General features: G+C 69.0%; 18 protein-coding genes. 7 read left to right on the top strand and 11 right to left on the bottom strand.

Annotation, left to right across the window (positions count from 1 at the left end; genetic code table 11):
• The first annotated feature begins 4 nt into the window (after positions 1-4).
• Entirely contained in the window at positions 5-1,237 is a 1,233-nt protein-coding gene (locus AB0K52_RS02785) for an amino acid deaminase/aldolase (RefSeq protein WP_363525237.1), read from the top strand.
• A gap of 62 nt (positions 1,238-1,299) precedes the next feature.
• On the opposite strand, the gene AB0K52_RS02780 is transcribed toward AB0K52_RS02785, so the two are convergent.
• The 3 genes from AB0K52_RS02780 to AB0K52_RS02770 all read right to left on the bottom strand — a co-directional run bounded on the left by AB0K52_RS02780 (position 1,300) and on the right by AB0K52_RS02770 (position 6,810).
• A complete protein-coding gene (locus AB0K52_RS02780) occupies positions 1,300-3,927 on the bottom strand; it encodes a transglycosylase domain-containing protein (protein ID WP_363525234.1) in 2,628 nt (875 codons plus the stop codon).
• A gap of 531 nt (positions 3,928-4,458) precedes the next feature.
• Positions 4,459-6,099 (bottom strand): FAD-binding dehydrogenase, encoded by a 1,641-nt coding sequence (locus AB0K52_RS02775; protein WP_363525231.1) that lies wholly within the window; start codon positions 6,097-6,099, stop codon positions 4,459-4,461.
• 75 nt (positions 6,100-6,174) lie between these two features.
• Complete coding sequence (locus AB0K52_RS02770) at positions 6,175-6,810, bottom strand: flavin reductase family protein (protein ID WP_363525228.1); 636 nt, start codon at positions 6,808-6,810, stop codon at positions 6,175-6,177.
• Positions 6,811-6,969: 159 nt separating this feature from the next.
• Here AB0K52_RS02770 and AB0K52_RS02765 point away from each other — a divergent pair, with 159 nt between their 5' ends.
• The gene (locus tag AB0K52_RS02765; protein WP_363525226.1) at positions 6,970-7,959 is read left to right on the top strand and encodes a hypothetical protein; all 990 of its coding nucleotides are present in this window, start codon (positions 6,970-6,972) and stop codon (positions 7,957-7,959) included.
• Positions 7,960-8,081: 122 nt separating this feature from the next.
• Positions 8,082-8,603, top strand: a complete 522-nt coding sequence (locus AB0K52_RS02760; protein WP_363525223.1) for an acyl-CoA thioesterase — start codon at positions 8,082-8,084, stop codon at positions 8,601-8,603.
• Positions 8,604-8,610: 7 nt separating this feature from the next.
• Here AB0K52_RS02760 and AB0K52_RS02755 read toward each other — a convergent pair whose 3' ends face one another.
• Together AB0K52_RS02755 and AB0K52_RS02750 are read right to left on the bottom strand one after the other, a co-directional pair.
• Entirely contained in the window at positions 8,611-8,901 is a 291-nt protein-coding gene (locus AB0K52_RS02755; RefSeq protein WP_363525220.1) for a hypothetical protein, read from the bottom strand.
• A gap of 139 nt (positions 8,902-9,040) precedes the next feature.
• Positions 9,041-9,859: a class I SAM-dependent methyltransferase gene (locus AB0K52_RS02750; RefSeq protein WP_363525217.1), complete on the bottom strand. Its 819-nt coding sequence runs from the start codon at positions 9,857-9,859 to the stop codon at positions 9,041-9,043.
• A 149-nt stretch (positions 9,860-10,008) separates the two neighbouring features.
• On the opposite strand from AB0K52_RS02750, the gene AB0K52_RS02745 reads away from it, so the two are divergent.
• Complete coding sequence (locus AB0K52_RS02745) at positions 10,009-10,251, top strand: hypothetical protein (RefSeq protein WP_363525214.1); 243 nt, start codon at positions 10,009-10,011, stop codon at positions 10,249-10,251.
• On the opposite strand, the gene AB0K52_RS02740 is transcribed toward AB0K52_RS02745, so the two are convergent.
• From AB0K52_RS02740 to lpdA, 5 genes are all read right to left on the bottom strand, one after another.
• Positions 10,252-11,214: a phosphotransferase gene (locus AB0K52_RS02740; RefSeq protein WP_363525211.1), complete on the bottom strand. Its 963-nt coding sequence runs from the start codon at positions 11,212-11,214 to the stop codon at positions 10,252-10,254.
• Positions 11,211-12,182, bottom strand: coding sequence for an aminoglycoside phosphotransferase family protein (locus tag AB0K52_RS02735; protein WP_363525208.1), 972 nt, complete (start codon positions 12,180-12,182; stop codon positions 11,211-11,213). Before AB0K52_RS02735 ends, AB0K52_RS02740 begins: the two co-directional genes overlap by 4 nt.
• A 214-nt stretch (positions 12,183-12,396) precedes the next feature.
• Complete coding sequence (locus tag AB0K52_RS02730) at positions 12,397-12,828, bottom strand: hypothetical protein (RefSeq protein ID WP_363525205.1); 432 nt, start codon at positions 12,826-12,828, stop codon at positions 12,397-12,399.
• Positions 12,829-13,018: 190 nt separating this feature from the next.
• Positions 13,019-14,749 (bottom strand): 2-oxoglutarate dehydrogenase, E2 component, dihydrolipoamide succinyltransferase, encoded by a 1,731-nt coding sequence (gene sucB, locus AB0K52_RS02725; protein WP_363525203.1) that lies wholly within the window; start codon positions 14,747-14,749, stop codon positions 13,019-13,021.
• 27 nt (positions 14,750-14,776) lie between these two features.
• The gene (gene lpdA, locus AB0K52_RS02720) at positions 14,777-16,165 is read right to left on the bottom strand and encodes a dihydrolipoyl dehydrogenase (RefSeq protein ID WP_363525200.1); all 1,389 of its coding nucleotides are present in this window, start codon (positions 16,163-16,165) and stop codon (positions 14,777-14,779) included.
• A 249-nt stretch (positions 16,166-16,414) separates the two neighbouring features.
• Between lpdA and AB0K52_RS02715 the strand changes: the two genes are divergently transcribed.
• Entirely contained in the window at positions 16,415-16,747 is a 333-nt protein-coding gene (locus AB0K52_RS02715) for an oxidoreductase (RefSeq protein ID WP_363525197.1), read from the top strand.
• Positions 16,748-16,874: 127 nt separating this feature from the next.
• Here AB0K52_RS02715 and AB0K52_RS02710 read toward each other — a convergent pair whose 3' ends face one another.
• On the bottom strand, positions 16,875-18,332 hold the full coding sequence (locus AB0K52_RS02710) for a leucyl aminopeptidase (RefSeq protein ID WP_363525194.1): 1,458 nt from the start codon (positions 18,330-18,332) through the stop codon (positions 16,875-16,877).
• Positions 18,333-18,407: 75 nt separating this feature from the next.
• On the opposite strand from AB0K52_RS02710, the gene gcvT reads away from it, so the two are divergent.
• Both gcvT and AB0K52_RS02700 read left to right on the top strand, forming a co-directional pair.
• Positions 18,408-19,490: a glycine cleavage system aminomethyltransferase GcvT gene (gene gcvT / locus AB0K52_RS02705; RefSeq protein ID WP_363525191.1), complete on the top strand. Its 1,083-nt coding sequence runs from the start codon at positions 18,408-18,410 to the stop codon at positions 19,488-19,490.
• Between the two features lie 77 nt (positions 19,491-19,567).
• Positions 19,568-20,875 (top strand): Gfo/Idh/MocA family oxidoreductase, encoded by a 1,308-nt coding sequence (locus AB0K52_RS02700; RefSeq protein WP_363525188.1) that lies wholly within the window; start codon positions 19,568-19,570, stop codon positions 20,873-20,875.
• The last annotated feature ends 8 nt before the right edge of the window (positions 20,876-20,883 follow it).

The raw sequence follows: 20,883 nt of genomic DNA, 5'->3' as shown, positions 1-20,883 counted from the left end.
TCGGATGGGCTACCAGCGAGTTACCGGGGTCGATGTCCCCGCCGCGCTCGAACACCGCTTCGCCGAACTGGGCCGGGCCACCGCGGGGCTCCAGCCGCCGTTCGCGGTCGTGGACCTCGGCGCCTTCGACACCAACGCGGCCATCCTGCGCCGCAACGCCATAGGCAAGCCCCTGCGCCTCGCCAGCAAGTCGCTGCGCTGCCGGGCCCTCATGCGCCGCGCGCTCGCCCAGCCCGGCTTCAAGGGCGTCCTCGGCTTCACGCTCCCCGAAGCGCTCTGGCTCGCAGAGGAATTCGACGACATCGTGGTCGCCTACCCGACCGCCGACACCGACGCGCTGCGCGCCCTCGCCGCCTCCGACGAGCTCGCCTCCCGCATCACCCTCATGGTCGACTCGGTCGAGCACCTCGACTTCCTTCGCCGCCACGTCGAGCCGAACCCGTCCCGGCCCCTGCGGCTGTGCCTCGAACTCGACGTCTCCCTCGAACTGCTCGGCGGCCGCGTCCACATCGGCGCCCACCGCTCCCCGGTGCGCACCCCCGAGCACGCCCTCGACATGGCCCACGAGATCGACAAGCGCCCGGGGGTCGACCTCGTCGGCATCATGGGCTACGAAGGCCAGATCGCCGGCGTCCAGGACGCCTTCTCCGCCGCCGCCCTCCGCTACCCGCTGGTGCGGCTCATGCAGCGCGTCTCCCGGGCCGAACTCGCCGAGCGCCGCGCCGAGGCCGTCGCCGCGGTCCGCCGCGTCACCGACCTCGAATTCGTCAACGGCGGCGGCACCGGCTCGGTCGTCTCGACCGCCGCCGACCCCTCGGTCACGGAGATCGCCGCCGGGTCCGGCCTGTACTCGCCCGCGCTCTTCGACGGCTACCGCTCGATACGCCCGATCCCGGCCGCGTTCTTCGCCCTCCCGGTGGTCCGCCGCCCGCGCCCGGGCATCGTCACCGCGCTCGGCGGCGGCTGGGTCGCCTCCGGCGTGCCCGGCCCCGACCGCCTCCCCAAACCGACGTTCCCCGCCGGGATGCGCTTCTCCAAGACCGAAGGCGCCGGCGAGGTCCAGACGCCGCTCAAGGGCCGCGCCGCCGACGCCCTCGCCATCGGCGACCGCGTCTGGATGCGCCACGCCAAGGCCGGCGAGCTCGCCGAACGCGTCAACACGATCCACCTGGTCCGCAATGGCGAACTCGTCGACGAGGCCCCCACCTACCGCGGCGAAGGCCACGCCTTCGCCTAAGCGCCGCAACGGAAAGAGCCGGCCCGGTGGGAATCCCACCGGGCCGGCCCCTTCGTCAGCGATCAGTCGTCATTGCGGCCGCCACCGCCACCGCCGCCGCCCCCACCGCCGCCGGGCTGGCAGAGGCCCATCAACTCCGAGATCGGATCGCAGGTCTGGCCGCCCGGCGGCGGCGGCGCCTGCTCGCATTTCGGGTCACCCGGCTTCGCGACGCAGTACGCGCTGCTCGCGTCGATCTTGCCGTTCTCGTTGAGGATGTCGTCCACCATCTCGCTGCCCTGATGCGAGGCGTCGCTCCAGCCCTTCGCCTCGTACCCCTCGGCCTCGATCGCGTCGTTCATGAACTGGATCCACACCGGATAGCTCAGCTTCGAACCGAACGTGCCCTCGATCGTGCCCTCGGTGTTCAGCAGCGGCGCCGACTCGGCGGTCGCGTTGCCCACCCACGCCGCGATGCTCAGCTGCGGGATCGCGCCCACATACCAGGTGTGCGCGTTGGCGCCGTCCTCGTACTGGTCGCCCGCCTGCCACGTACCGGTCTTGCCGGTCAGCTGGCGGCCGCCGTCGATCTGCTCGCCCTCACCGGTGATGGTCGAACCGACGAACTGGAGGTTCCGGGCGACGCTCGAGTCCAGGGCCGGGTACGACTCCAGCGGCCGCTCCTCCGGCATCTTGTTGCCGTCGCGGTCGTACACGGCCTCCACGTAGTGCATCTCGTTGTACATGCCGTCGGCCGCGATCGTCGCGTACACGTTCGCCATGAACGCCACCGAGGTCGGGTACTGCCCGAAGCTGACGTGGTAGTAGAACGGGTCGTTCTTCGAGTTCACGTCCAGCTCGGTCTTCTTCGGCGTCTTCCCGTCGTCCTCGTACCCGTCCAGCGACGCGTCGATGTCGATGTTGCCCCGGTCGTCGAGCACGTACGAGCCGTCCTCGTTCTCGATGATGCCGTGGCGCGAGTATGTGACCGTGCCGTCGCCGTCCCGGTAGAACCGGTAGGTGACCTCTTTGCCGTCCTCGGTCTGAGTCAGCTGCCGCACACCCATGTCGACCGCGGTCTCGACGATCGCGGTCGCGCCCCACTTCTCGGCGATCGCGTACATCGGGGTGTTCTTGGACTTGCGCACCGCCTCGGTGAGCGTCATGTGATCGGCGCCGCCCGTGTCCGAGCCCGAGTTCGAGATCGTCGGGTCCTCGAAGTCGGCGAGGGAGTCGAACTCGCGCGGCGACTCGCCGTTCCACCACGAGTCGATCGAAGCGCCGTTGTTGATCGCGGTCGCGGCCGTGATCATCTTGAACGTCGACGACGGCGGGTGCGGGTTCTCGAGCCCGGCCTTGTCGATGCCGAGGCCGTTCTGGCCGCCGTAGTAGCCCAGCACCCGGCCGGTGCCCGGCTCGACCGCGACGACGGCGCTGGCCATCGACAGGTTGTAGTCGGCGAGCGCGGCCTTGTCGTTGTTGTTCTCGAACTCGAAGTAGCCGTCCTCGTTGACGTACTCCGCGGCGGCGGCCGGGTCGTCGACCGGTTGGTCGTTGTCGTCGACGAACTGGTCCTGGTCGTTCTTCTTCCGCACGAGGTCGCCGCGCCCGGCGGTCGTCTGGGCGGCGGCCTGGATCTCGGGGTCGAGGGTGAGCTCCACGGTGTAGCCGCCGGTGTCCGCCTTCTCGCCGTAGAAGTCGTCCTTGGTGAGCCCGTAGCGGCTCTCCAGCTCGGCCCAGATGTAGCCGTCGGTCGGGTTCGTGATGAAGCCGGTGGGGGTGTCGTGGCCCCAGGTGCCGGGGTTCTCCAGGGCTTTGAGGGTCTCGGGCATGCCGGCGTCGAGCTGCGCCTGGACCTCGGCCCGCTGCTCGTCGTTGAGGTCCTCGGTCAGGGTGAGCAGTGTGTTCATGCCGTGCGTCCAGCGGTCGAGCGGGGCGGTGCTCTCCTCCCCGACGATGCGCGGGTCGAATGAGCCGTCACCGGCCTTGACCTGCATGACGAGCATCATGCCTTCGCCCCACGTGAGGTCTTCGACCTTCTTGTTGAACCACACTTCGGCGGCGGCCTCGATGCCGTACGCGCCGCGGCCGTAGAAGTTGAGGTTGAGGTAGTGGAGGAGGATCGTCTCCTTGGAGTTGTCCTGCTCCAGCTTCATGGCCATGACGGCCTCCTTGGCCTTGCGGCCGTAGGAGATGTCGCCGCGGATGTCGGTGACCATGCCCGCGTACTGCTGGCTGATGGTCGAGGCGCCCTGCGTGTCGCCGCCCTTGAGGTTGTTGACCAGGGCGCGCATGGTGCCCTTGTAGTCGACGCCCTCGTGCTCGAAGTAATCCTTGTCCTCCAAGGCGAGGAGCGACCAGATCACCTCGTCGGGGAGTTGGTCGTAGGTGTCGACGAGCTTGCGGGTGTATTCGCCGTACCCGGCGAGCGGGGTGTCGCTGCCCTTGAGCGTGAAGGTCGTGGATTCGCCGAAGACGAGGTCCTCGGGCGGCGGCACGTGCTGGAAGAACCACGATCCGGCGACAGTGACGGCACCGAGCATCATCAGGCACGCCATGATGAGGGCCGCGTAGACGCGGCGGCGGCGCTTGGACATGCGCTTCTTCTTGCGGCCCCGCTTCGCCGCGCCGGGTGCGGCCTTGGGCTTCGCGGCGCCGACGACCGACGCGCGGCCCATGTTGCCGCCGCCGGCCACCGAGGGCGGTCCCACCGGCGGACCCCCTGCGGGCGGACCCGCCGGCACCCTCCCCGGAGGCGGTCCGACAGGCGACGCCCCGGCGGGCGGCCCCATGGGATGCCGCATCGGCGGGTTCGCGGGCGGACCGGCAGGCGGACCCGCGGGCGGGCCGTAAGGCGGGCCCGAGGGGGGACCGGCCTGGTGGCGCGGGGCAGGGTGCTGAAAGTCGCTCATGCTCAACCATCCACGAGTTGTGAGGTGCCGGGGCGCGGCGTCGGCCTGCGACCGGCTTCGACGAGCGCCGCTGAGGAGCAATTAGACTGGCGCCCGCCGAACCTTGGATGTTAGCGGACCACGCCCGGTAGGCGAGGAGTGCTCGGTTCCGCGGGTGAGGGAGGCCGCTTATCGACCACCTTAGACCGCTAGCGCCACACCGCAACCGGCACGCACGTGACGAACCGGTACACACCGTCACCGTCTCAGGACGCGAAGCGGGCCGCGCCTGCTCACGCAGCCGCGGGCCCGCGCCCCCATCGGGCCGTGACTCCGCTCACCCAGAGGACCTCACCCGGCGACGCCGCGCGCGGCCTGCCTCCCCGAGAACAGGCACCCGCCCAGGAACGTGCCCTCCAGCGACCGGTACCCGTGCATCCCGCCGCCCCCGAACCCGGCCGCCTCACCCGCCGCGAACAGCCCCGGCAGCGGCGAGCCCTCGGCCCGCAGCACCCGGCCGTCCAGATCGGTCTGCAAGCCGCCCAGCGTCTTCCGCGTCAACACATGCAGCCGCACCCCGATCAGCGGCCCCGCCTTCGGATCGAGCAGCCGGTGCGGCGTCGCCACCCGGATGAGCTTGTCGCCCCGGTAGTTCCTCGCCCCGCGCAACGCCGTCACCTGCAAATCCTTCGTGAACTTGTTGTCCATCTCGGCGTCCCGCGCCTCGACCGCCGCCCGCACCGTCTCGTACTCCAGCAGGCCCTCGCCCGTGATCCCGTTCATCTTCGCCACCAGCTCCGGCAGCGTCGACGCCACCGCGAAGTCCGCCCCGTGCTTCTTGAACGCCTCCACCGGCCCCGGCGCGCCCGGCAGCACCCGCTTGAGCAGCAGCTTCACGTCCTTGCCCGTCAAGTCCGGGTTCTGCTCCGAGCCCGAGAGGGCGAACTCCTTCTCCAGGATCTTCTGCGTGAGCACGAACCACGTGTACTCGTGGCCCGTCGTCATGATGTGCTCCAGCGTGCCCAGCGTGTCGAACCCCGGGAACAGCGGCGCCGGAAGCCGCTTCCCCGTCGCGTCCAGCCACAGCGACGACGGCCCCGGCAGGATCCTGATCCCGTGGTGCGGCCAGATCGGATCCCAGTTCTCGATGCCCTCGGTGTAATGCCACATCCGGTCCCGGTTGATCAGGCTCGCCCCGGCCGCCTCCGCGATCCCCAGCATCCGGCCGTCCACATGCGCCGGCACCCCCGAGATCAGCCGCTTCGGCGCCGGCCCCATCCGCACCGGCCAGTGCTCGCGCACCAGATCGAAGTTCCCCCCGATCCCGCCCGACGTCACGACCACCGCCTCCGCGCCGATCTCGAACTCGCCCAACGCCTCCCGCGTGGTCGCCACCCCGCGCGCCGACTCGTCCGGCGACAGCAGCGTCCCGGAGACGCCCGTGACCGCCCCGTCAGTGACCGCCAAGCCATCGACCCGGTGCCGGAACTTGAACTGCACCTTGCCGTCCCGCTCCGCCTGCCGCACCCGCTCCGCGAACGGCGCCACGATCCCCGGCCCCGTGCCCCACGTGATGTGGAAGCGCGGCACCGAATTCCCGTGCCCCTGCGCCGTATAACCCCCGCGCTCGGCCCACCCGACCACCGGGAAGAACCGCACCCCCAACGCGTGCAGCCACGCCCGCTTCTCACCGGCCGCGAAGTCCACATACGCCTCGGCCCACCGCCGCGGCCACTCGTCCTCAGGCCGATCGAACTGGGCCGTCCCCAGCCAGTCCCGCCACGCCAGCTCGTGCGAGTCCTTGATCCCCATCCGCCGCTGCTCGGGCGAATCCACCAGGAACAACCCCCCGAACGACCAGAACGCCTGCCCCCCAAGGGACTGCTCGCCCTCCTGATCGATCACGGTCACGGTCTTCCCGAGCCGGACCAACTCCGACGCAGCGGCCAACCCGGCCAGCCCCGCCCCGACAACGATGACGTCACTGTCCATCGCCCGCGCCTCCCCAGCAGCAGATACAACGCCTACCGGCGCGTAGCGCCAATATGCCAGGACGGCCCGTAACCGTCAACCAGCCGCCGCCAGGCGCACCTCCTGGTGCGGCATCTTCCACGCATTCGCCAGCGTCGAGGCGTGCACATTCGTCCCGCCCCCGAAGAACTCGCAGAACTTCATGATCAGCGGATCCCACCCGACCGGATCCACATAATCCGTCCCCGGGATCACCAGCCGCTCCTCGACATGCGCCCGCACCACCCGCACCTCGACCGCGCTGGCCCCCTCCCCGAACGGATGGACCTGCTCCACCACGCACTCCAGCTGGATCGGACACTCCGCGACCCTCGGCGCCCGCACGGCCTCCGACGCCTGCGCCGTCAACCCCGCCGCCCCGAACTTGTCCTTCTCGAACCGATACCCCTTGGCGGCCTTCCGCTCCGGCACCGGATCCGCCCCCGTCAGCGGCGCCAGCCGATCCACCGCCCCCGCCATATCCGACGACGCCAGGTTCAGCACGCACTCCCGCTCCCGCACCAGGTTCCCCATCGTCTTCGACCGGTTCCCCATTCCCAACATTGCCGACTGCCCCAACCACCACGCCGACGACATCGGCGCCACATTCCCCGACCCGTCCTCATTACAGGTGCCCAGCAGCACCACAGGCGTCCCGAAGTACAACACCTTCAAATCCACGCTCACATGCATCAAATCCTCCAGTCCTCCGTTCGAATCTCAATCCAACCCGCGCCACCACCTCGCGTGCTGGCCGAAAACCGACGTCGCGTTCCCGAACCCCGCGCAGCCCGTAGCCCGAATAAGCTGAAGCACCCCTTCACGTCGCAACCCGCAAGGTGATGACTTCCCATGACTGATCCCGAGTTCGAACTTGGCCGTATCTACGACCGCGACGAGATCCACAGCAACTGGGGAGGCTCCCGCTACAGCGGGATCGCACACTCCAGGAAGACGCCCAACGTGATGATCTTCTCCGATCCTCCCAAGGGCCGGCCCTACGGCTATATCGACGACCTTGCCCTCTACGACGATGAGGGGCCGCTTGTCCGCTACACCGGCGAAGGCCGCGCGGGCGACCAGAAACCCACCAACGGCAATGCCGCAATCCTGAACCACCACGAAGACGGTCGCGCGATCCGACTCTTCGAAGCGGTCGGCTACGTCAACGGGTCCAGTGCCCGGCTCCACAAGTATCTCGGCGAGTACCAAGTCGACCTGTCAAACACGCACATCTACGCAGAAGCGCCTGACGAAAACGGTGAGCTCCGGAAGGTGATCGTCTTCCAGCTTCGACCGGTCGGCCCGACCGCTGAACCCTCGATCGAAATGGTTCCGGTCATGCCAGGCATCACCTACACCGACTTCCACGAAACCGCCGAGCCTGAGCCGGTTGAGGTGCTCGCGAGCAAGTTGGTCGAGCCCGAGAACAATGCCGCGTCTGCCTTTGTGCGTAAGGCCATCGAAGAAACGGTGGTTCGGCGTCGCGAAGCGGAGCTGGTCGATCGATTCCGGACGCTGCTTGAAGCTGATGGCCACGAGGTGAAGCGCTGCCAGATTCCGATCCCAGGCCTCAACGCGGTGCTGCTGAGTGATCTTTTCGATGTCTCCGACAATGTCCTCTACGAAGCCAAAGGGCAGGCCGACCGGAACTCGATTCGGTTGGCGATCGGACAGCTCTTCGACTACCGGCGCTATATCGACCCTGGCCCGGCGGCGCTGGCGATCCTTCTTCCGGAGGCTCCCCATGACGATCTCAAGCGACTGATCGAGTCCGTCGGTCTCGAACTGGTCTATGAAGAGAAAGGTCGGTTCGTCGGCTGGCCCGTGAAAGGTAGGTAGCGGTGTCTCGCCGTGTTGTGTGGTGCGCGTTGCGGTGGTCGAGGGCTGCCCTTAGCCATGCTACTGTCGGGTAACTTGTGGGTTGATTCGGTGGTGGTCTGGTGAATCTTTACTTTCGGCTGTTGCTGCTGTGGTTGCGTTCGCGGCGGGCGGGGGCGTTGGCGCTCTGGGATGTCGCGGTGACGCGGTTCCGGGTGGTGCCGACGGATTTGGATCCGCTGGGGCATATGACGAACGGGCGCTACCTGACGATCATGGACGTGGGCCGGATCGATCTGATGATGCGGTCCGGGTTCTGGGCGAAGATGAAGGCGCAGGGCTGGTATCCGGTGGTGGCCGGGCAGACGATCACGTACAAGAAGTCGCTGCAGCCGTGGCAGGTGTTCGAGGTGCGGACGCGGGTGCTCGGCTTCGATGAGCGGTGGGCGTACCTCGAGCAGACGTTCTGCGTCGGCGATGCGCTGTACGCCCGGGCTTTCGTACGGACGCGGTTCCTGAAGAAGTCAGGCGGCTCGGTCGAGCACGACGAGCTGGAGAAGGTCGTCGGAGGATTCCCGGCCGACCTGCAGGTTCCGGAGTGGCTGCTGGAGTGGACGGCCGCGACCCACATCGCCGGTACGAAGCAGTCGCGGCCGTCTCAGTGACCCGCCGCTAGGTCGCGGGCGGCGGTGCCGGGTCGGGTGGGGATGGCGCCTCCATTGGGTGCGGAGGCGGAAGTTCCCAGACGGCGTGGCGGAGTTGGGTGACCAAGTGGTCGGCGGCTGATTCGATCTCCTCGCGGCGGAGGCGGTCTTCGAGGCGGTTCGAGGCGATGCGGGAGAGGATGAGTATGTTCAGTCCGGTCTCGCGGAGCAGGTGGCTCAGTGGGATGCGTTTGCGGGCCCCGGCGAGCGCGGTTATGGATTCGGCGAGGTTGTCGAGTTCGGGAGAGACTGCCGGCATCGTGGCCTCCGGTTGTTGTGCAGTTGTGGTGAGGCGTTGCGCCTCGTTGCGGGAAGTGTAGAGGCGACCACCGACAGTTCGGGTTGGTGAGGGTTGCATGCGTGTGAGGGCGGACGTCGTTCCGCCCCCACCGAGGGTGTCAGGACGCTCTGGCCAGGATTTCTCCGTGGGGGATCATCAGCCAGCTTTCGGGGCTCGCTCCCCAGGACTTCCAGGCGTCCGAGATCGCTTGCAGCTCTTCTTGAGTGGCGTGACCGCCGGCGAGCGCCTGCTTTGCGAAGTCGGAGTGCAGGGCGCGGTCGGCCCACAGGTCGCCCCACCAGGTTCGGTCCCGCTCGTCGCTGAAAGTCCAGGTCGTAGAGGTCGCCGTGATGGACTGCGCTTCGAATCCGGCCTGCAGCGCCCAGGATTTGAGGCGCCGGCCCGCGTCCGGTTCGCCGCCGCCCGCGCGGGCGACCTCTTCGTACAGGTCCAGCCAGTTGCGGAGGCCGTCGGATTCGGGGAACCAGGTGAAGGCCCGGTAGTCGCTGTCGCGTACGGCGACCACGCCGCCGGGCTTGGCTACCCGCCGCATTTCTCTCAAAGCTTGGACAGGATCGCCCACATGCTGGAGGACTTGGTGCGCGTGGACGACGTCGAAGGTGTCGTCGGCGTAGTCGAGAGCGTGGACGTCGGCCACTGCGAAGGTCGTGTTCGCCAGTCCGCGGGCTTCGGCCTCCTGCGCGGCCTGGTCCACGATGGCCGGTGCGTAGTCAACCGCCGTGACGTGTCCTTCCGGGACGTGCGCGGCGAAGTCTGCCGAGATAGTGCCTGGGCCGCAGCCGATGTCAAGGATCGTGCTGTCCGGCCGCAGCTCGGGCAGCAGGTATGCCGCCGAGTTCTCGGCCGTCCGCCAAGTGTGGGAACGCAGGACGGATTCGTGGTGGCCGTGGATGTAGGTCGCGGTCTCTTTCGCCATGAGGGGACTCTAGCGGAGAGTGCTTACTATATGGGAGTGACTTCCTGAATAATGGAATCATGCAAATCGGATCGCAAATGTCGCGAAACTGACGAACGACACGGGCCGCGATGCCCGGGCTTGGTTGGGTCGACACCTAACGTGATTCCATGGTGAATATTCCGATGGACCTGCGCGCCGAAGCCCGGGAGGCCGGTCGTCAGACGGTCCGGGTCGAGACGCGGGCGAGGCTCGTGCGGGCGGTGCTGGCATTCCTCGACGGGAACGGTGTGCGGCTCAGCGACGAGGAGCGGGCCCGACTGTCCTCGTGCACCGATGACGCCCTCGTCGAGTCGTGGCTGTTCAAGGCCCCGTTCGTATCGACCGCAGCGGAACTGCTCGACGACGAATGATCACCAGCCCCGCCGCTGCGCGAGCCAGTCGGCGGCCGCCGAAGCCGCCCAGCGCATGTGCGTGTGGATCGCGGGGGAGACGATCCTCGCCGGGGCTTCGTCCCAGCCGTCGAGCAGCGCGCCGGTGATCGCGGCCAGCATCGTGTCGAGCTCCGCTTCGCCGACGCGGTCGGATGTCGGGTGCTCCCAGAACCGCCGTTCGGCGTCATGGCCGTCGCCGTGCGCCACGATCAGCAGGTTCCCCGTGTCCATCCACGGTGGCACATATCGGGGTTTGGTCCAGTCGCAGATCCAGGCGCGCCCGTCGCCCAAGACGAAGTTGTCTGGGCGCAGATCGCCGTGCGAGACCTGGTCGGTGTCGAGGATCTCGGCGATGCCGCTCTCGATGTCGGCCAGAGCCGCCAAGCGGCCGTCGAGCGCGGGTGGCAATGCGATCGGTGGGGCGTCGCCGCTCGCGATGCGCCGAAAGACGCTGAGGTTCTCGTCGGTCTTGGGGCGGATGCCGCTCGCGATGAGGTCTGCTGTGGGCGGGTTGAGGGCTTTCGCTGCGGCCGCGAAGGCGTCGAGCATGAGGTCGACGGTTGCGGGCGTCATCGGCAGGGTCAGCGGCTTGCCCTGCAGCGCTTCGTAACCGGTCACGACCCAGTCGTCGATGTCGGCATGGAAGCGGATTTCCGGGGCGGGAATGCCCGGCGGCAGTGCCGCAGTGCAGCGGGCTTCGTCGCGGTAGGCTTCGCGCACTTCCGGAGTCCTCGGTCCTGCGGCTTTGATGAAGAGTTCGGCGCCCGATTCCGATCGCACTCGGCCCGCGAAGCCGGTGGTGAAGCCTCCGCCTGCCACCGTGACCGTGACCGCACCCCCGCCGAGTTCGGCGGCGATGCGGTCGCGCGCAGCATCCGGAAGCGTCGCGTACGCGGGCCGGTTCGCGGTGGCGGCGTAGTCGAGCGGAACCGGGCTCGTCATGACCATCCCCGGCGCTGGGCGAGCCAGTCGGCGGCGGCGAGGCCGCTCCATCGCTGGTGGGCTCGCATGTACGGCGAGACGTCGGGGAACGGCGGTTCGACCGAGCGGCCGAGGTAGTAGCCGGTGATCGAGGCGAGGCCCGTGTCGAGTTGGTCGGGGGTGACGCCCGCCGAGGTCGGGTGGGCCCAGAAGAGGGCGTCGGCGTCGTGGCCGTCGCCGTGGGCCGCAACGAGGAGGCACGCGGTGTCGAACCAGGTCGAGTGGACTTGGACCCAGTTCCAGTCGCAGATCCAGGCCTGGTCGGCGCCGACGATCATGTTGTCCGGGCGCAGGTCGAAGTGCATGACCGAGTCGGCGGTCAGGGCGGCCTCGATGTGCTGATCGAGCTGCGCGAGCTCGTCGATGCGGCCTTCGAGGGCGGGCGGGAGCGGGAACGGCTCGATGTCGCCGGCGGCGATGAGGCTGAACTGGCGCAGGTGATCGTGGATGGGGAGCGCCGTGACACCGAGGTCGAGGAGCTGCTGCGGGGCCGGAGTGAGCGCCGCGGCGGCCGCGGCCCAGGCGTCGAGCATGAGGTCGAGGTCGCGGGGGCTCATGGGGAGGGTCGGGGCGCGGCCGTCGAGGACTTCGAAGCCGAGGACGATCCAATCGTCGATGTCGGCGGCGAACTCGAGGCGCGGAGCCGGGACGCCTTGGGGGAGTGCGGGGTTGACGCGGGCCTCCTGGCGGAGGGCGTGGAGTGAGAAGGGCCTGTCCGGCCCCGCGGCCTTGACGAAGAGCTCGGCGCCGGATTCGGTGCGGACACGGGCGGCGAAGGCGCCGCTGAAGCCGCCGCCGGCCATCTTGATGTCGGAGGGCTTGCCGCCGAGTTCGGCGATGATGCGGTCCTGGACGATCGGCGGGAGCGTGGCCCAGGTGTCGCGGACGGCAGTGGCGTCGTAGGGGACCGTGGGTCCGAATCGGGACATGGTCAGAGTGTGGCCGGGGCGGGGCGGTGCCGCAACGAGTTTAAGCGAGAAGTCATTCCATTTCCGGCTCTAGCCATCAAATCGGGCACGCGGAGGCCTCCGTTTTCAACGGTCCCATACGGGTGCGACATCGCGTGCCCGGCGGTTCGAGAGCCGGGAATGCGAGCGGCCCTCGCTGCCGTGGTGGGGACGGCGGCGAGGGCCGGGTTCCATTCTAGGCGTTCGCGAGCAAGGAGGGAATCACCACCGGCAGTACATAGCAGCCGATGTCGCCGACGGCGCTGTAGGTGAGCGCCCAGTCGGCGGTCTGCGCGTCCCGGCACAGCACCACGAACACGACCATGCAGCTCAGCGCCCGCTGCGCGTCCGTCATGAACCGCAGCCAGGATTCGGCCTGCGCCGGGTCGGGTTCGAGGACGGCGTCGAACAGGAGGGCGACGACTCGCTCGCCGCCCTTGGAGTACGCGGCGGCGACGCAGACGCGGAGTCGGTTCGGCTGCTCGGGGAGGGTGATGGTCCTGCGGGAGACGGCGATGGCGTCGTGGTCGGGGAGGTCGGGCCCGTCGGTCCAGTTGTACAGCTCGGTGGCGAATTCGGGGCGTGTCTCCATCAGCATGGCGAGGAGTTCGTTGTACTCGATAGACATTCGAGTTCCTAACTTCCGCGTGGGGTCACAAAAGGTGGGTTGTAGGAACAACGAGGACACGCTTTGCCGGTTACGGGTAGGTGTGGCGACTTGTGGAGGCCGCCTGCAGCTGCAGGACGGCGGCGATCGCATGCGGAAGGGGCGCGGCGGGAGGATCCCGCCGCGCCCCTTCCGGTGTCGCTCGCCGTCCTTACAGGCCCAGCTGGTGTTCGAAGTTGCCCTCTTCGATCCGCTTCGTGACCGCTTCGAGGTAGCGGGCCGCGTCGGCGCCGTCGATGAGGCGGTGGTCGTAGCTCAGCGTCAGGTGCATGACCGAGCGCACCGCGATGACCTCGCCCAGTTCAGGGTCGTTGATCACGCGGGGGCGCTTGACGATCGCGGCGGTGCCGAGGATCGCCGACTGGCCGAGCGGGACGATCGGCGTGTCGAACAGCGCGCCCACCGAACCGGTGTTGGTGATGGTGAACGTCGCACCGAACAGGTCGTCGGGCGCCAGGCCGCCGTCGCGGGCCTTCTTGGCGATCTCGGCGATCCGCTTGGCCAGGCCCGGGATGTTCAGGTCGCCGGCGTTCTTGACGACCGGGACGATGAGGCCCTTCGGCGTGTCCACCGCGAAGCCCACGTGCTCGGCCTCGGGGTAGGTGATCGTCTTCTCCTCCATGTTCATGGAGGCGTTGACGACCGGGTACTGCTGCAGCGCCTCGATCGCGGCGATCGAGAAGAACGGCAGGAAGGAGAGCTTGACGCCGTGGCGGGCCAGGAACTCGTCCTTCTTCGCCGCGCGGAGCTTCGCCACCTTCGTGACGTCCACTTCGCGCACCGTCGTCAGCTGCGCCGTGGACTGCATCGAGTTCAGCAGCGCCTTCGCGGCGGCCTGACGCAGGCGGCTCATCTTCTCGGTGCGGCCGCGCAGCGGGCTGACCTCGGCCGGAGCCGGAGCAGCCTTCGCGGGAGCGGCAGCGGCGGCCGGAGCGGGCTCCGGGGCCTTCTTCGCGTCGATGACGGCCTGGACGTCCTCCTTGCGGATGCGTCCGCCCACACCGGAACCGGTGACCTCGGAAAGGTCCACGCCGTTCTCCGAAGCGAGCTTGCGCACCAGCGGCGTCACATACGAACCCGACGGCTTCGACGCGGCGGGAGCCGCAGGAGCGGCGGCCGGGGCCGGAGCGGTCTCGGGCTCGGCCGGGGCCGGCTTGGTCGGCGTGCCCTCGGCCTGGGCCGGAGCGGGCTCCGGCTCGGGCTCGGACTTCACGGCCGGGGTCGGCTCGGCGGCCGGGGCCGGAGCGGCGGCCGCGGCGGCACCGGAGCCGACGATCGCGAGCACGGAACCGACCTCGGCGGTCTCGTCCTCGGCGACCCGGATCTCCAGCAGCGTGCCCGCGGCCGGGGACGGGATCTCCGTGTCCACCTTGTCAGTCGAGATCTCCAGCAGCGGCTCGTCCACCTCGACGGTGTCGCCCACGGCCTTGAGCCAGGACGTGACCGTGCCCTCGGTGACCGACTCGCCCAGCTCGGGGAGCAGGACCTCGGTGCCCTCGGCGGCACCGCCGGAGGAGGCCGGGGCCTCCGCGGCGGGGGCGGCCGGAGCCGGAGCGGCCTCGGCCTTGGGGGCCTCGGGCTCGGGCAGCGGCTCCTGCGCGGGCGCGGGGGCCGGAGCGGCCGGGGCGTCCCCGGAAGCCTCGGACGGGTCGCCGATGATCGCCAGCTCGCCGCCGACCTCGACATCCGTGTCCTCGGGGACCACGATCTTCAGCAGCACACCGGCGACCGGCGAAGGCACCTCGGTGTCGACCTTGTCGGTCGAGACCTCAAGCAGCGGCTCGTCGACCTCGACGGTGTCGCCTTCCTTCTTGAGCCACTGGGTGACAGTCCCCTCGGTGACCGACTCACCGAGAGCGGGCATCGTTACCGATGTCGGCATCGTTCGTTCAACTCCTGCGGTTGTGGATTAGTCGTGGGCGTGCAGCGGCTTGCCGGCCAGCAGCATCGCCGCTTCGCCGATCGCCTCGTTCTGGGTGGGGTGCATGTGGATCAGCTGGGCGACGTCGTTCGCGTAAGCCTCCCAGTTGTAGATCAGCTCCGCCTCGCCGATCTGCTCGGAGATGCGCGCGCCGACCATGTGGACGCCGACGATCGGGCCGTCCTCGACCGCGACGAGCTTGATGAAGCCCTGGGTCTTGAGGATGTTCGACTTGCCGTTGCCCGCGAGGTTGTAGTTGACCGACTTGATCTTGTCGGCCCCGTACTTCTCCTTCGCCTTGTCCTCGTTGAGGCCCATGGAGGCGACCTCGGGCTCGGTGAAGGTGACGCGCGGGATGCCGGTCTCGTCGATCGGGGCCGGGTTCAGGCCGGCGATGTGCTCGGCCACGAAGATGCCCTGCAGGAAGCCGCGGTGCGCGAGCTGGATGCCGGGGACGATGTCGCCGACGGCGTACACGTTCGGGAGGTTCGTCCGCAGGTTCTCGTCGACCAGGACGAAGCCCCGGTCCATGTTGACGCCCTGCTCCTGGTAGCCGATGCCGTCGGTGACGGGGCCGCGGCCGACCGCCACCAGCACCAGGTCTCCCTCGACGACGGTGCCGCCCTGGATCGTGACCTGCACGCCCGAAGCGGACTTCTCGACCTTCTCGAAGAACTTGCCGGTGTGGAACTTGATGCCGCGCTTGCGGAACGCCCGCTCGAGCTGCTTCGAGGAGTCGGCGTCCTCGGCCGCGATGAGGCGGGGGAGGCCCTCGATGATCTCGACCTCGACGCCCAGGGACTTCCAGGCGGAGGCGAACTCGACGCCGATGACGCCGCCGCCGATGACGATGGCCTTGTTCGGCAGCTCGGTGAGCTCGAGCGCGTGCTCGGAGGTGATGACCTTCTCGCCGTCGATCTCAAGCCCGGGAAGGGTCTTGGAGTAGGAGCCGGTGGCGAGGATGATGTTGCGGCCGGTCACCGTGGTGCCGTCGTCGACCTGGATCGTGTTCGGGCCGACGAGCGTGCCGGTGCCCTGGATGAACTCGACCTTGTGCGCCTTGACCAGGCCCTGGAGGCCCTTGTACAACTTCGACACGACGTCGTCCTTGTACTTCTTGACCGCCGGCATGTCGACGCCCTTGAACTCGGCCAGGATGCCGAACTGCTCGGACTCGCGCGCGGTGTCGGCGACCTCGCCGGCGTGGAGCAGCGCCTTGGTGGGGATGCAGCCGCGGTGCAGGCAGGTGCCGCCGACCTTGTCCTTCTCGATCAGGGCCACCGACAGCCCCAGCTCAGCCGCGCGGAACGCGCTGGCGTAGCCGCCGCTGCCGCCGCCCAGGATTACTACGTCGTATCCTGCGTTCGGGTCGCTCATTGCTCTCCCCACTTAGTCGGTGCACATGTACGGCTCCGCAAGCGTCGCCGTGACTGCTTAGGTTCGGAGCCCATCCTTCCACCGGGGGCGACTCGTGATCGTCCAGACCCTGTGGTTGGAGTGTGCAACACCATTCAACCGCTTGCTGCGAGCATTCGGAAAGTCCCCTTCGTGTGCGGCTGGACACAGGTGTCCCAACGCGTGTGTACGCTTGGAAATCACGCCTCAACTGGTGCGGAGGGAGCGGCCGTGGGCTTGTTCGGACGGAAGAAGAAACAGGGCAAGGGAACGCTGGACCGTGCCTCTGACAACGCTGACCAGCGGCACCTGATCGATTTCATCAAGACGCGCGTCGGCGTCGAGGCCTACCTCGAGCCGAAGACCACCGTCACCGAGACGACGGTCATGCTCATCGCCCACGACGGCGAGTGGACGCGGCGCCGCGTCGAGGGCCCGGCGGGCGCGTTCGCCCTGGGCCGCAAGTACAACACCCCGGTGTACGAGGTCGCCAAGACCGGATATCCGCAGCGTAAGCGCGACTACGACGCGCGCCGCAAGCTCGAGCAGCAGCGTCGCCAATAGGTTTTCCACCCCTCGCTTACGCAACGATTGCGCAATATTCACCGCACTGTCCCGCCACTTGGTGGTGAGGAACGCGAATGCGAAAAAGGGCCCGGCAGCCGCCGGGCCCTTCTTCGCATCTCGGTGATTACGAGGCGAACTCCTCGAGCAGCGCCACGAGGGTCCGCACCGGGAACCCGGTCGCGCCCTTCGCGATGTAGCCGTAGGTCGAGTCGGAGTCGGCCGGGCCCGCGATGTCGAGGTGCGCCCAGGGCAGGTCCTCGGGCACGAACTTGGACAGGAAGATCCCGCCCTGCACCATGTGCCCGTCGCGCTTGAGACCGGTCGCGCACTGCGAGACGTCGGCGATGGAGGACTCCATGAGCTTCACGATGTCCTCGGGGAAGGGCATCGGCCAGCCGTGCTCGCCGGTGGTCTCGCCGATGCGGCGCAGCCGCTCGGTCTCGGTGTCGGTGCCCATGAGGCCCATGGTGCGGCGGCCGAGGGCGATGAGCTGGCCGCCGGTGAGCGTCGCCACGTCGTAGAGCGCGTCGGGCTCGTCCTCGAGCGCCCGCGAGATCGCGTCGGCGAGCACGAGGCGGCCTTCGGCGTCGGTGTTCAGCACCTCCACGGTCATGCCGTTGCGGATGGTGATCACATCGGAGGGGCGGAACGAGGATCCCGAGAGCATGTTCTCGGCGAGCGCCACGGTGCAGGTGACGTTCACGTCGAGGCCCAGTCTCGCGGCGGCGAGGGTGGCGCCGACCACGGCGGCGGCGCCGGCCATGTCGCCCTTCATGTCCCACATGCCCGCGCCGGGCTTGATGTTGATGCCGCCGGAGTCGAAGGTGATGCCCTTGCCGACGAGCGCGACGTGCCGGGTGGCGCCTTCGGGGCGGTAGGAGAGGCGGACGAGGCGGGGCTCGGCGGAGGAGCCGCCGCCGACGGCGAGGACGCCGCCGTAGCCGCCCGCGGAGAGCGCTTCGGCGTCGAGGATCTCGACGTCGACGCCCGCGGCGGTGGCGGCCTGCTCGATCTCGACGGCGAACGTGGGCGGGCGCAGGAGGTTCGCGGGGGCGTCGGCCCAGTCCTTGACGAGGGCCACGCTCTCGGCGAGCACGGTCGCCTTCGCGACGGCGGCCGCGGTGGCGCCGTAGACGGCGACCTCGGCGGGGGCGGCGTCGCCGCCGTCACCGGTCTTGTAGCCCTCGAACTTGTAGGCGCCGAGCGCGGCGCCCACGGCGGTGGCCTCGGGGTCGCCCTCGAACGCGATGGCGACGGTGTCCTTGCCGAACGCGGCCCGCACGGCCGTGCCGGCGGCGCGGCGGAGGGTCTCGTCGTCGAGGTCCTCGGCGTCGCCGAGGCCGACGGCGTAGACGAGCGCGGCGCCCAGGCCGGCGGGGGCGGGGAGGCGGGTGAGGGAGGAGGCCGAACCGGTGTTGCCGAGGACCGCCAGCTGCTCGGCGAGGCGCCCGCCGAAGGCGGCGTCGATCCCGGCGAGGCTGTCGGGGAGCACGGGGGCGTCCTCGCCGGAGAAGACGCCGACGACGAGCACTTCGGCCTCGGCGGCGGCGATGTCACCTGAGGCGGCGTTCAGAGCTGTCACGATCCATCCTTAGCTGTTCTGGGGACCAAATGCTCCGATCCTAGTCACTGAGACGGCCGCGATAGTCTCTGTCCCATGTCGGAGACACTGCTCACCTCGCCCCTGCACGAACGCCACCTCGCCCACGGCGCGAAGTTCGCCGAGTTCGCGGGATGGAACATGCCGCTCCAGTACGAGAACGGCGTGCTCGCCGAGCATCAGGCGGTGCGCACCGGGGTCGGCGTCTTCGACGTCTCGCACCTGGGCAAGGTCTGGGTGACCGGCCCGGGCGCGGCGGCGTTCGTGAACCGGTGCCTGGCGAACGACCTCGACCGGATCGCCGCGGGCGGGGCGCAGTACACGCTGTGCCTGGACGAGGACGGCGGCGTGGTCGACGACCTCATCGCGTACCGGTTCTCGGACGACGAGGTGTTCCTGATCCCCAACGCCGCCAACACGGCCGAGGTCGCGCGCCGCCTGGAGGAGGCCGCCCCCGAGGGGATCGAGGTGCGCGACGTGCACCGCGGGTTCGCGGTGATCGCGGTCCAGGGCCCCGAGTCGCCGCGCATCCTCGAGTACCTGGGGCTGCCGCACGACCACGAGTACATGACCTTCCGCGAGCACCTGGTGGACCACGCGGACGTGATCGTCTGCCGCTCGGGCTACACCGGCGAGACCGGGTTCGAACTGGTGGTGCCGAACGAGGCGGCGGTGGACCTGTGGGACGGGATCCTCGTGGCGGGCGCGGCCCCGTGCGGGCTCGGCGCGCGCGACACGCTGCGCCTGGAGATGGGCTACCCGCTGCACGGCCAGGACCTGAGCCTCGACATCACACCGGTGCAGGCGCGCCTGAACTGGGCGATCGGCTGGGACAAGCCCGAGTTCTGGGGCAAGGCCGCGCTGGAGGCGGAGCGCGCCGAGGGGCCGAAGCGGCGGCTGTGGGGCCTCGAGGCGACGGGCAAGGGCGTCCCCCGCGCCCACATGGCGGTCATGGACGGCGACGAAGTGGTGGGGGAGACCACATCGGGCACGCACGCGCCGACCCTGAAGAAGGGCGTGGCGCTGGCCCTGCTCGACGCGGCCTACAAGCCGGGGGCCGAGCTTGAGCTCGATGTGCGTGGCCGCCGGTTGCCAATTCGGGTCGTCAAGCCCCCCTTCACGAAAGCCACGCCGAAGTAAGCCCAGCCAGAGTCGGCTCTTGATTGCGGCAAGTTTCTCCGATAGCGTTTACCAAAACTCGCCGACGAAGGAGTCACATGACTGGCACGCCGCATCGCTACGCCCTTGTGGGGACCGGTTCTCGCGCCACGATGTACCGCAACGCCATCACCGAGCGGAGCGGCAAGGCCCGCCTCGTCGCACTCGCGGACACCAACCCCAAGCGCGTCGCCGCCCACGTCGAAGCGATCGAAACCGCTGGCCATCCCGCGCCGGCCGTCTACGCCGCGGCCGACTTCGACCGGCTCCTCGCCGAGACCGAGCCCGACACCGTCATCGTCACCTCGGTCGACGCCACGCACCACGAGTACCTCCTCGCCGCGCTCGCCGCCGACAAGGACGTCATCTGCGAGAAGCCGCTGACGACCACCGGCGCGCACGCCGCCGCGATCCTCGAGGCCGAGGCGAAGTCGAAGGGCACGGTCACCGTGACCTTCAACTACCGCTACAACCCGCTGCACGAGAAGGTCGCCGAGCTCCTGCGCGAGGGCGCCATCGGCGAGATCACCTCCGTGGGCTTCGACTGGCTGCTCGACACCCGCCACGGCGCCGACTACTTCCGGCGCTGGCACCGCGAGGCCGCGAACTCGGGCGGGCTGCTCGTCCACAAGTCCGGCCACCACTTCGACCTCGTCAACTGGTGGCTCGACGCGGCCCCCGTGCGCGCCTTCGCGAAAGGCAAGCTCGCGTTCTACGGCGAGAACGGCAAGCGCACCGGCCACGATCGCGGCTACGAGCGCGCCCACGGCTCCCCGGAGGCCGCCGACGACCCGTTCGCGCTCCACATGGAGGACAGCCCCGGCCTCAAGCAGATGTACCTCGACGCCGAGACCGAGGACGGCTACGTCCGCGACCAGTCCGTGTTCGCGCCGGGCATCACGATCTACGACGACATGATGGCCCTCGTGGACTACGACTCCGGCGTCACGCTCTCCTACCGGCTCACCGCCTACTCCCCGTGGGAGGGCTACCGGGTCCACTTCAACGGCACCCAGGGCCGCCTCGAACTCCTCGTCGTCGAGAACGACCACGTCAACCCGGCCTTGAAGGGCCCCAACGGCGCCTCGCTGCACGGCACCGACGCCTCGCCCGAAGAGGGCTGGTACGAGCTCACCCTCCACCCCTTCTGGACCAAGCCCCAGAAGATCGACCTCGGCGACTACCAGCGCGCCGGGCACGGCGGCGGCGACGTGCGGATGCTCGGCGTCCTCTTCGACGGCGACACCGACCCGCACGACCGCTCCGCGAACGCCCAGGACGGCGTCAACGCCCTCGCCGCGGGCCTCGCCGCGAACGCGTCCATCGAGACCGGCCTCCCGGTCGACGTAGCCGACCTCCTGAAGTAGGAAGCCCG

The sequence above is a fragment of the Glycomyces sp. NPDC049804 genome, assembly GCF_040674615.1.
GTDB classification, from domain to species: Bacteria; Actinomycetota; Actinomycetes; order Mycobacteriales; family Micromonosporaceae; genus Glycomyces; species Glycomyces niveus.
This window is presented reverse-complemented; position numbering and strand designations above follow the sequence as displayed.

What these genes read in the sequence shown, in the direction of transcription:
- AB0K52_RS02750 (WP_363525217.1), bottom strand. Translation starts at nt 9,859, where the DNA reads ATGGCGAAAGAGACCGCGACCTACATCCACGGCCACCACGAATCCGTC.
- AB0K52_RS02735 (WP_363525208.1), bottom strand. Translation starts at nt 12,182, where the DNA reads ATGTCCCGATTCGGACCCACGGTCCCCTACGACGCCACTGCCGTCCGC.
- AB0K52_RS02775 (WP_363525231.1), bottom strand. Translation starts at nt 6,099, where the DNA reads ATGGACAGTGACGTCATCGTTGTCGGGGCGGGGCTGGCCGGGTTGGCC.
- AB0K52_RS02740 (WP_363525211.1), bottom strand. Translation starts at nt 11,214, where the DNA reads ATGACGAGCCCGGTTCCGCTCGACTACGCCGCCACCGCGAACCGGCCC.
- gcvT (WP_363525191.1), top strand. Translation starts at nt 18,408, where the DNA reads ATGTCGGAGACACTGCTCACCTCGCCCCTGCACGAACGCCACCTCGCC.
- AB0K52_RS02700 (WP_363525188.1), top strand. Translation starts at nt 19,568, where the DNA reads ATGACTGGCACGCCGCATCGCTACGCCCTTGTGGGGACCGGTTCTCGC.
- AB0K52_RS02785 (WP_363525237.1), top strand. Translation starts at nt 5, where the DNA reads ATGGGCTACCAGCGAGTTACCGGGGTCGATGTCCCCGCCGCGCTCGAA.
- sucB (WP_363525203.1), bottom strand. Translation starts at nt 14,749, where the DNA reads ATGCCGACATCGGTAACGATGCCCGCTCTCGGTGAGTCGGTCACCGAG.
- AB0K52_RS02730 (WP_363525205.1), bottom strand. Translation starts at nt 12,828, where the DNA reads ATGTCTATCGAGTACAACGAACTCCTCGCCATGCTGATGGAGACACGC.
- lpdA (WP_363525200.1), bottom strand. Translation starts at nt 16,165, where the DNA reads ATGAGCGACCCGAACGCAGGATACGACGTAGTAATCCTGGGCGGCGGC.
- AB0K52_RS02770 (WP_363525228.1), bottom strand. Translation starts at nt 6,810, where the DNA reads ATGCATGTGAGCGTGGATTTGAAGGTGTTGTACTTCGGGACGCCTGTG.
- AB0K52_RS02765 (WP_363525226.1), top strand. Translation starts at nt 6,970, where the DNA reads ATGACTGATCCCGAGTTCGAACTTGGCCGTATCTACGACCGCGACGAG.
- AB0K52_RS02745 (WP_363525214.1), top strand. Translation starts at nt 10,009, where the DNA reads ATGGTGAATATTCCGATGGACCTGCGCGCCGAAGCCCGGGAGGCCGGT.
- AB0K52_RS02755 (WP_363525220.1), bottom strand. Translation starts at nt 8,901, where the DNA reads ATGCCGGCAGTCTCTCCCGAACTCGACAACCTCGCCGAATCCATAACC.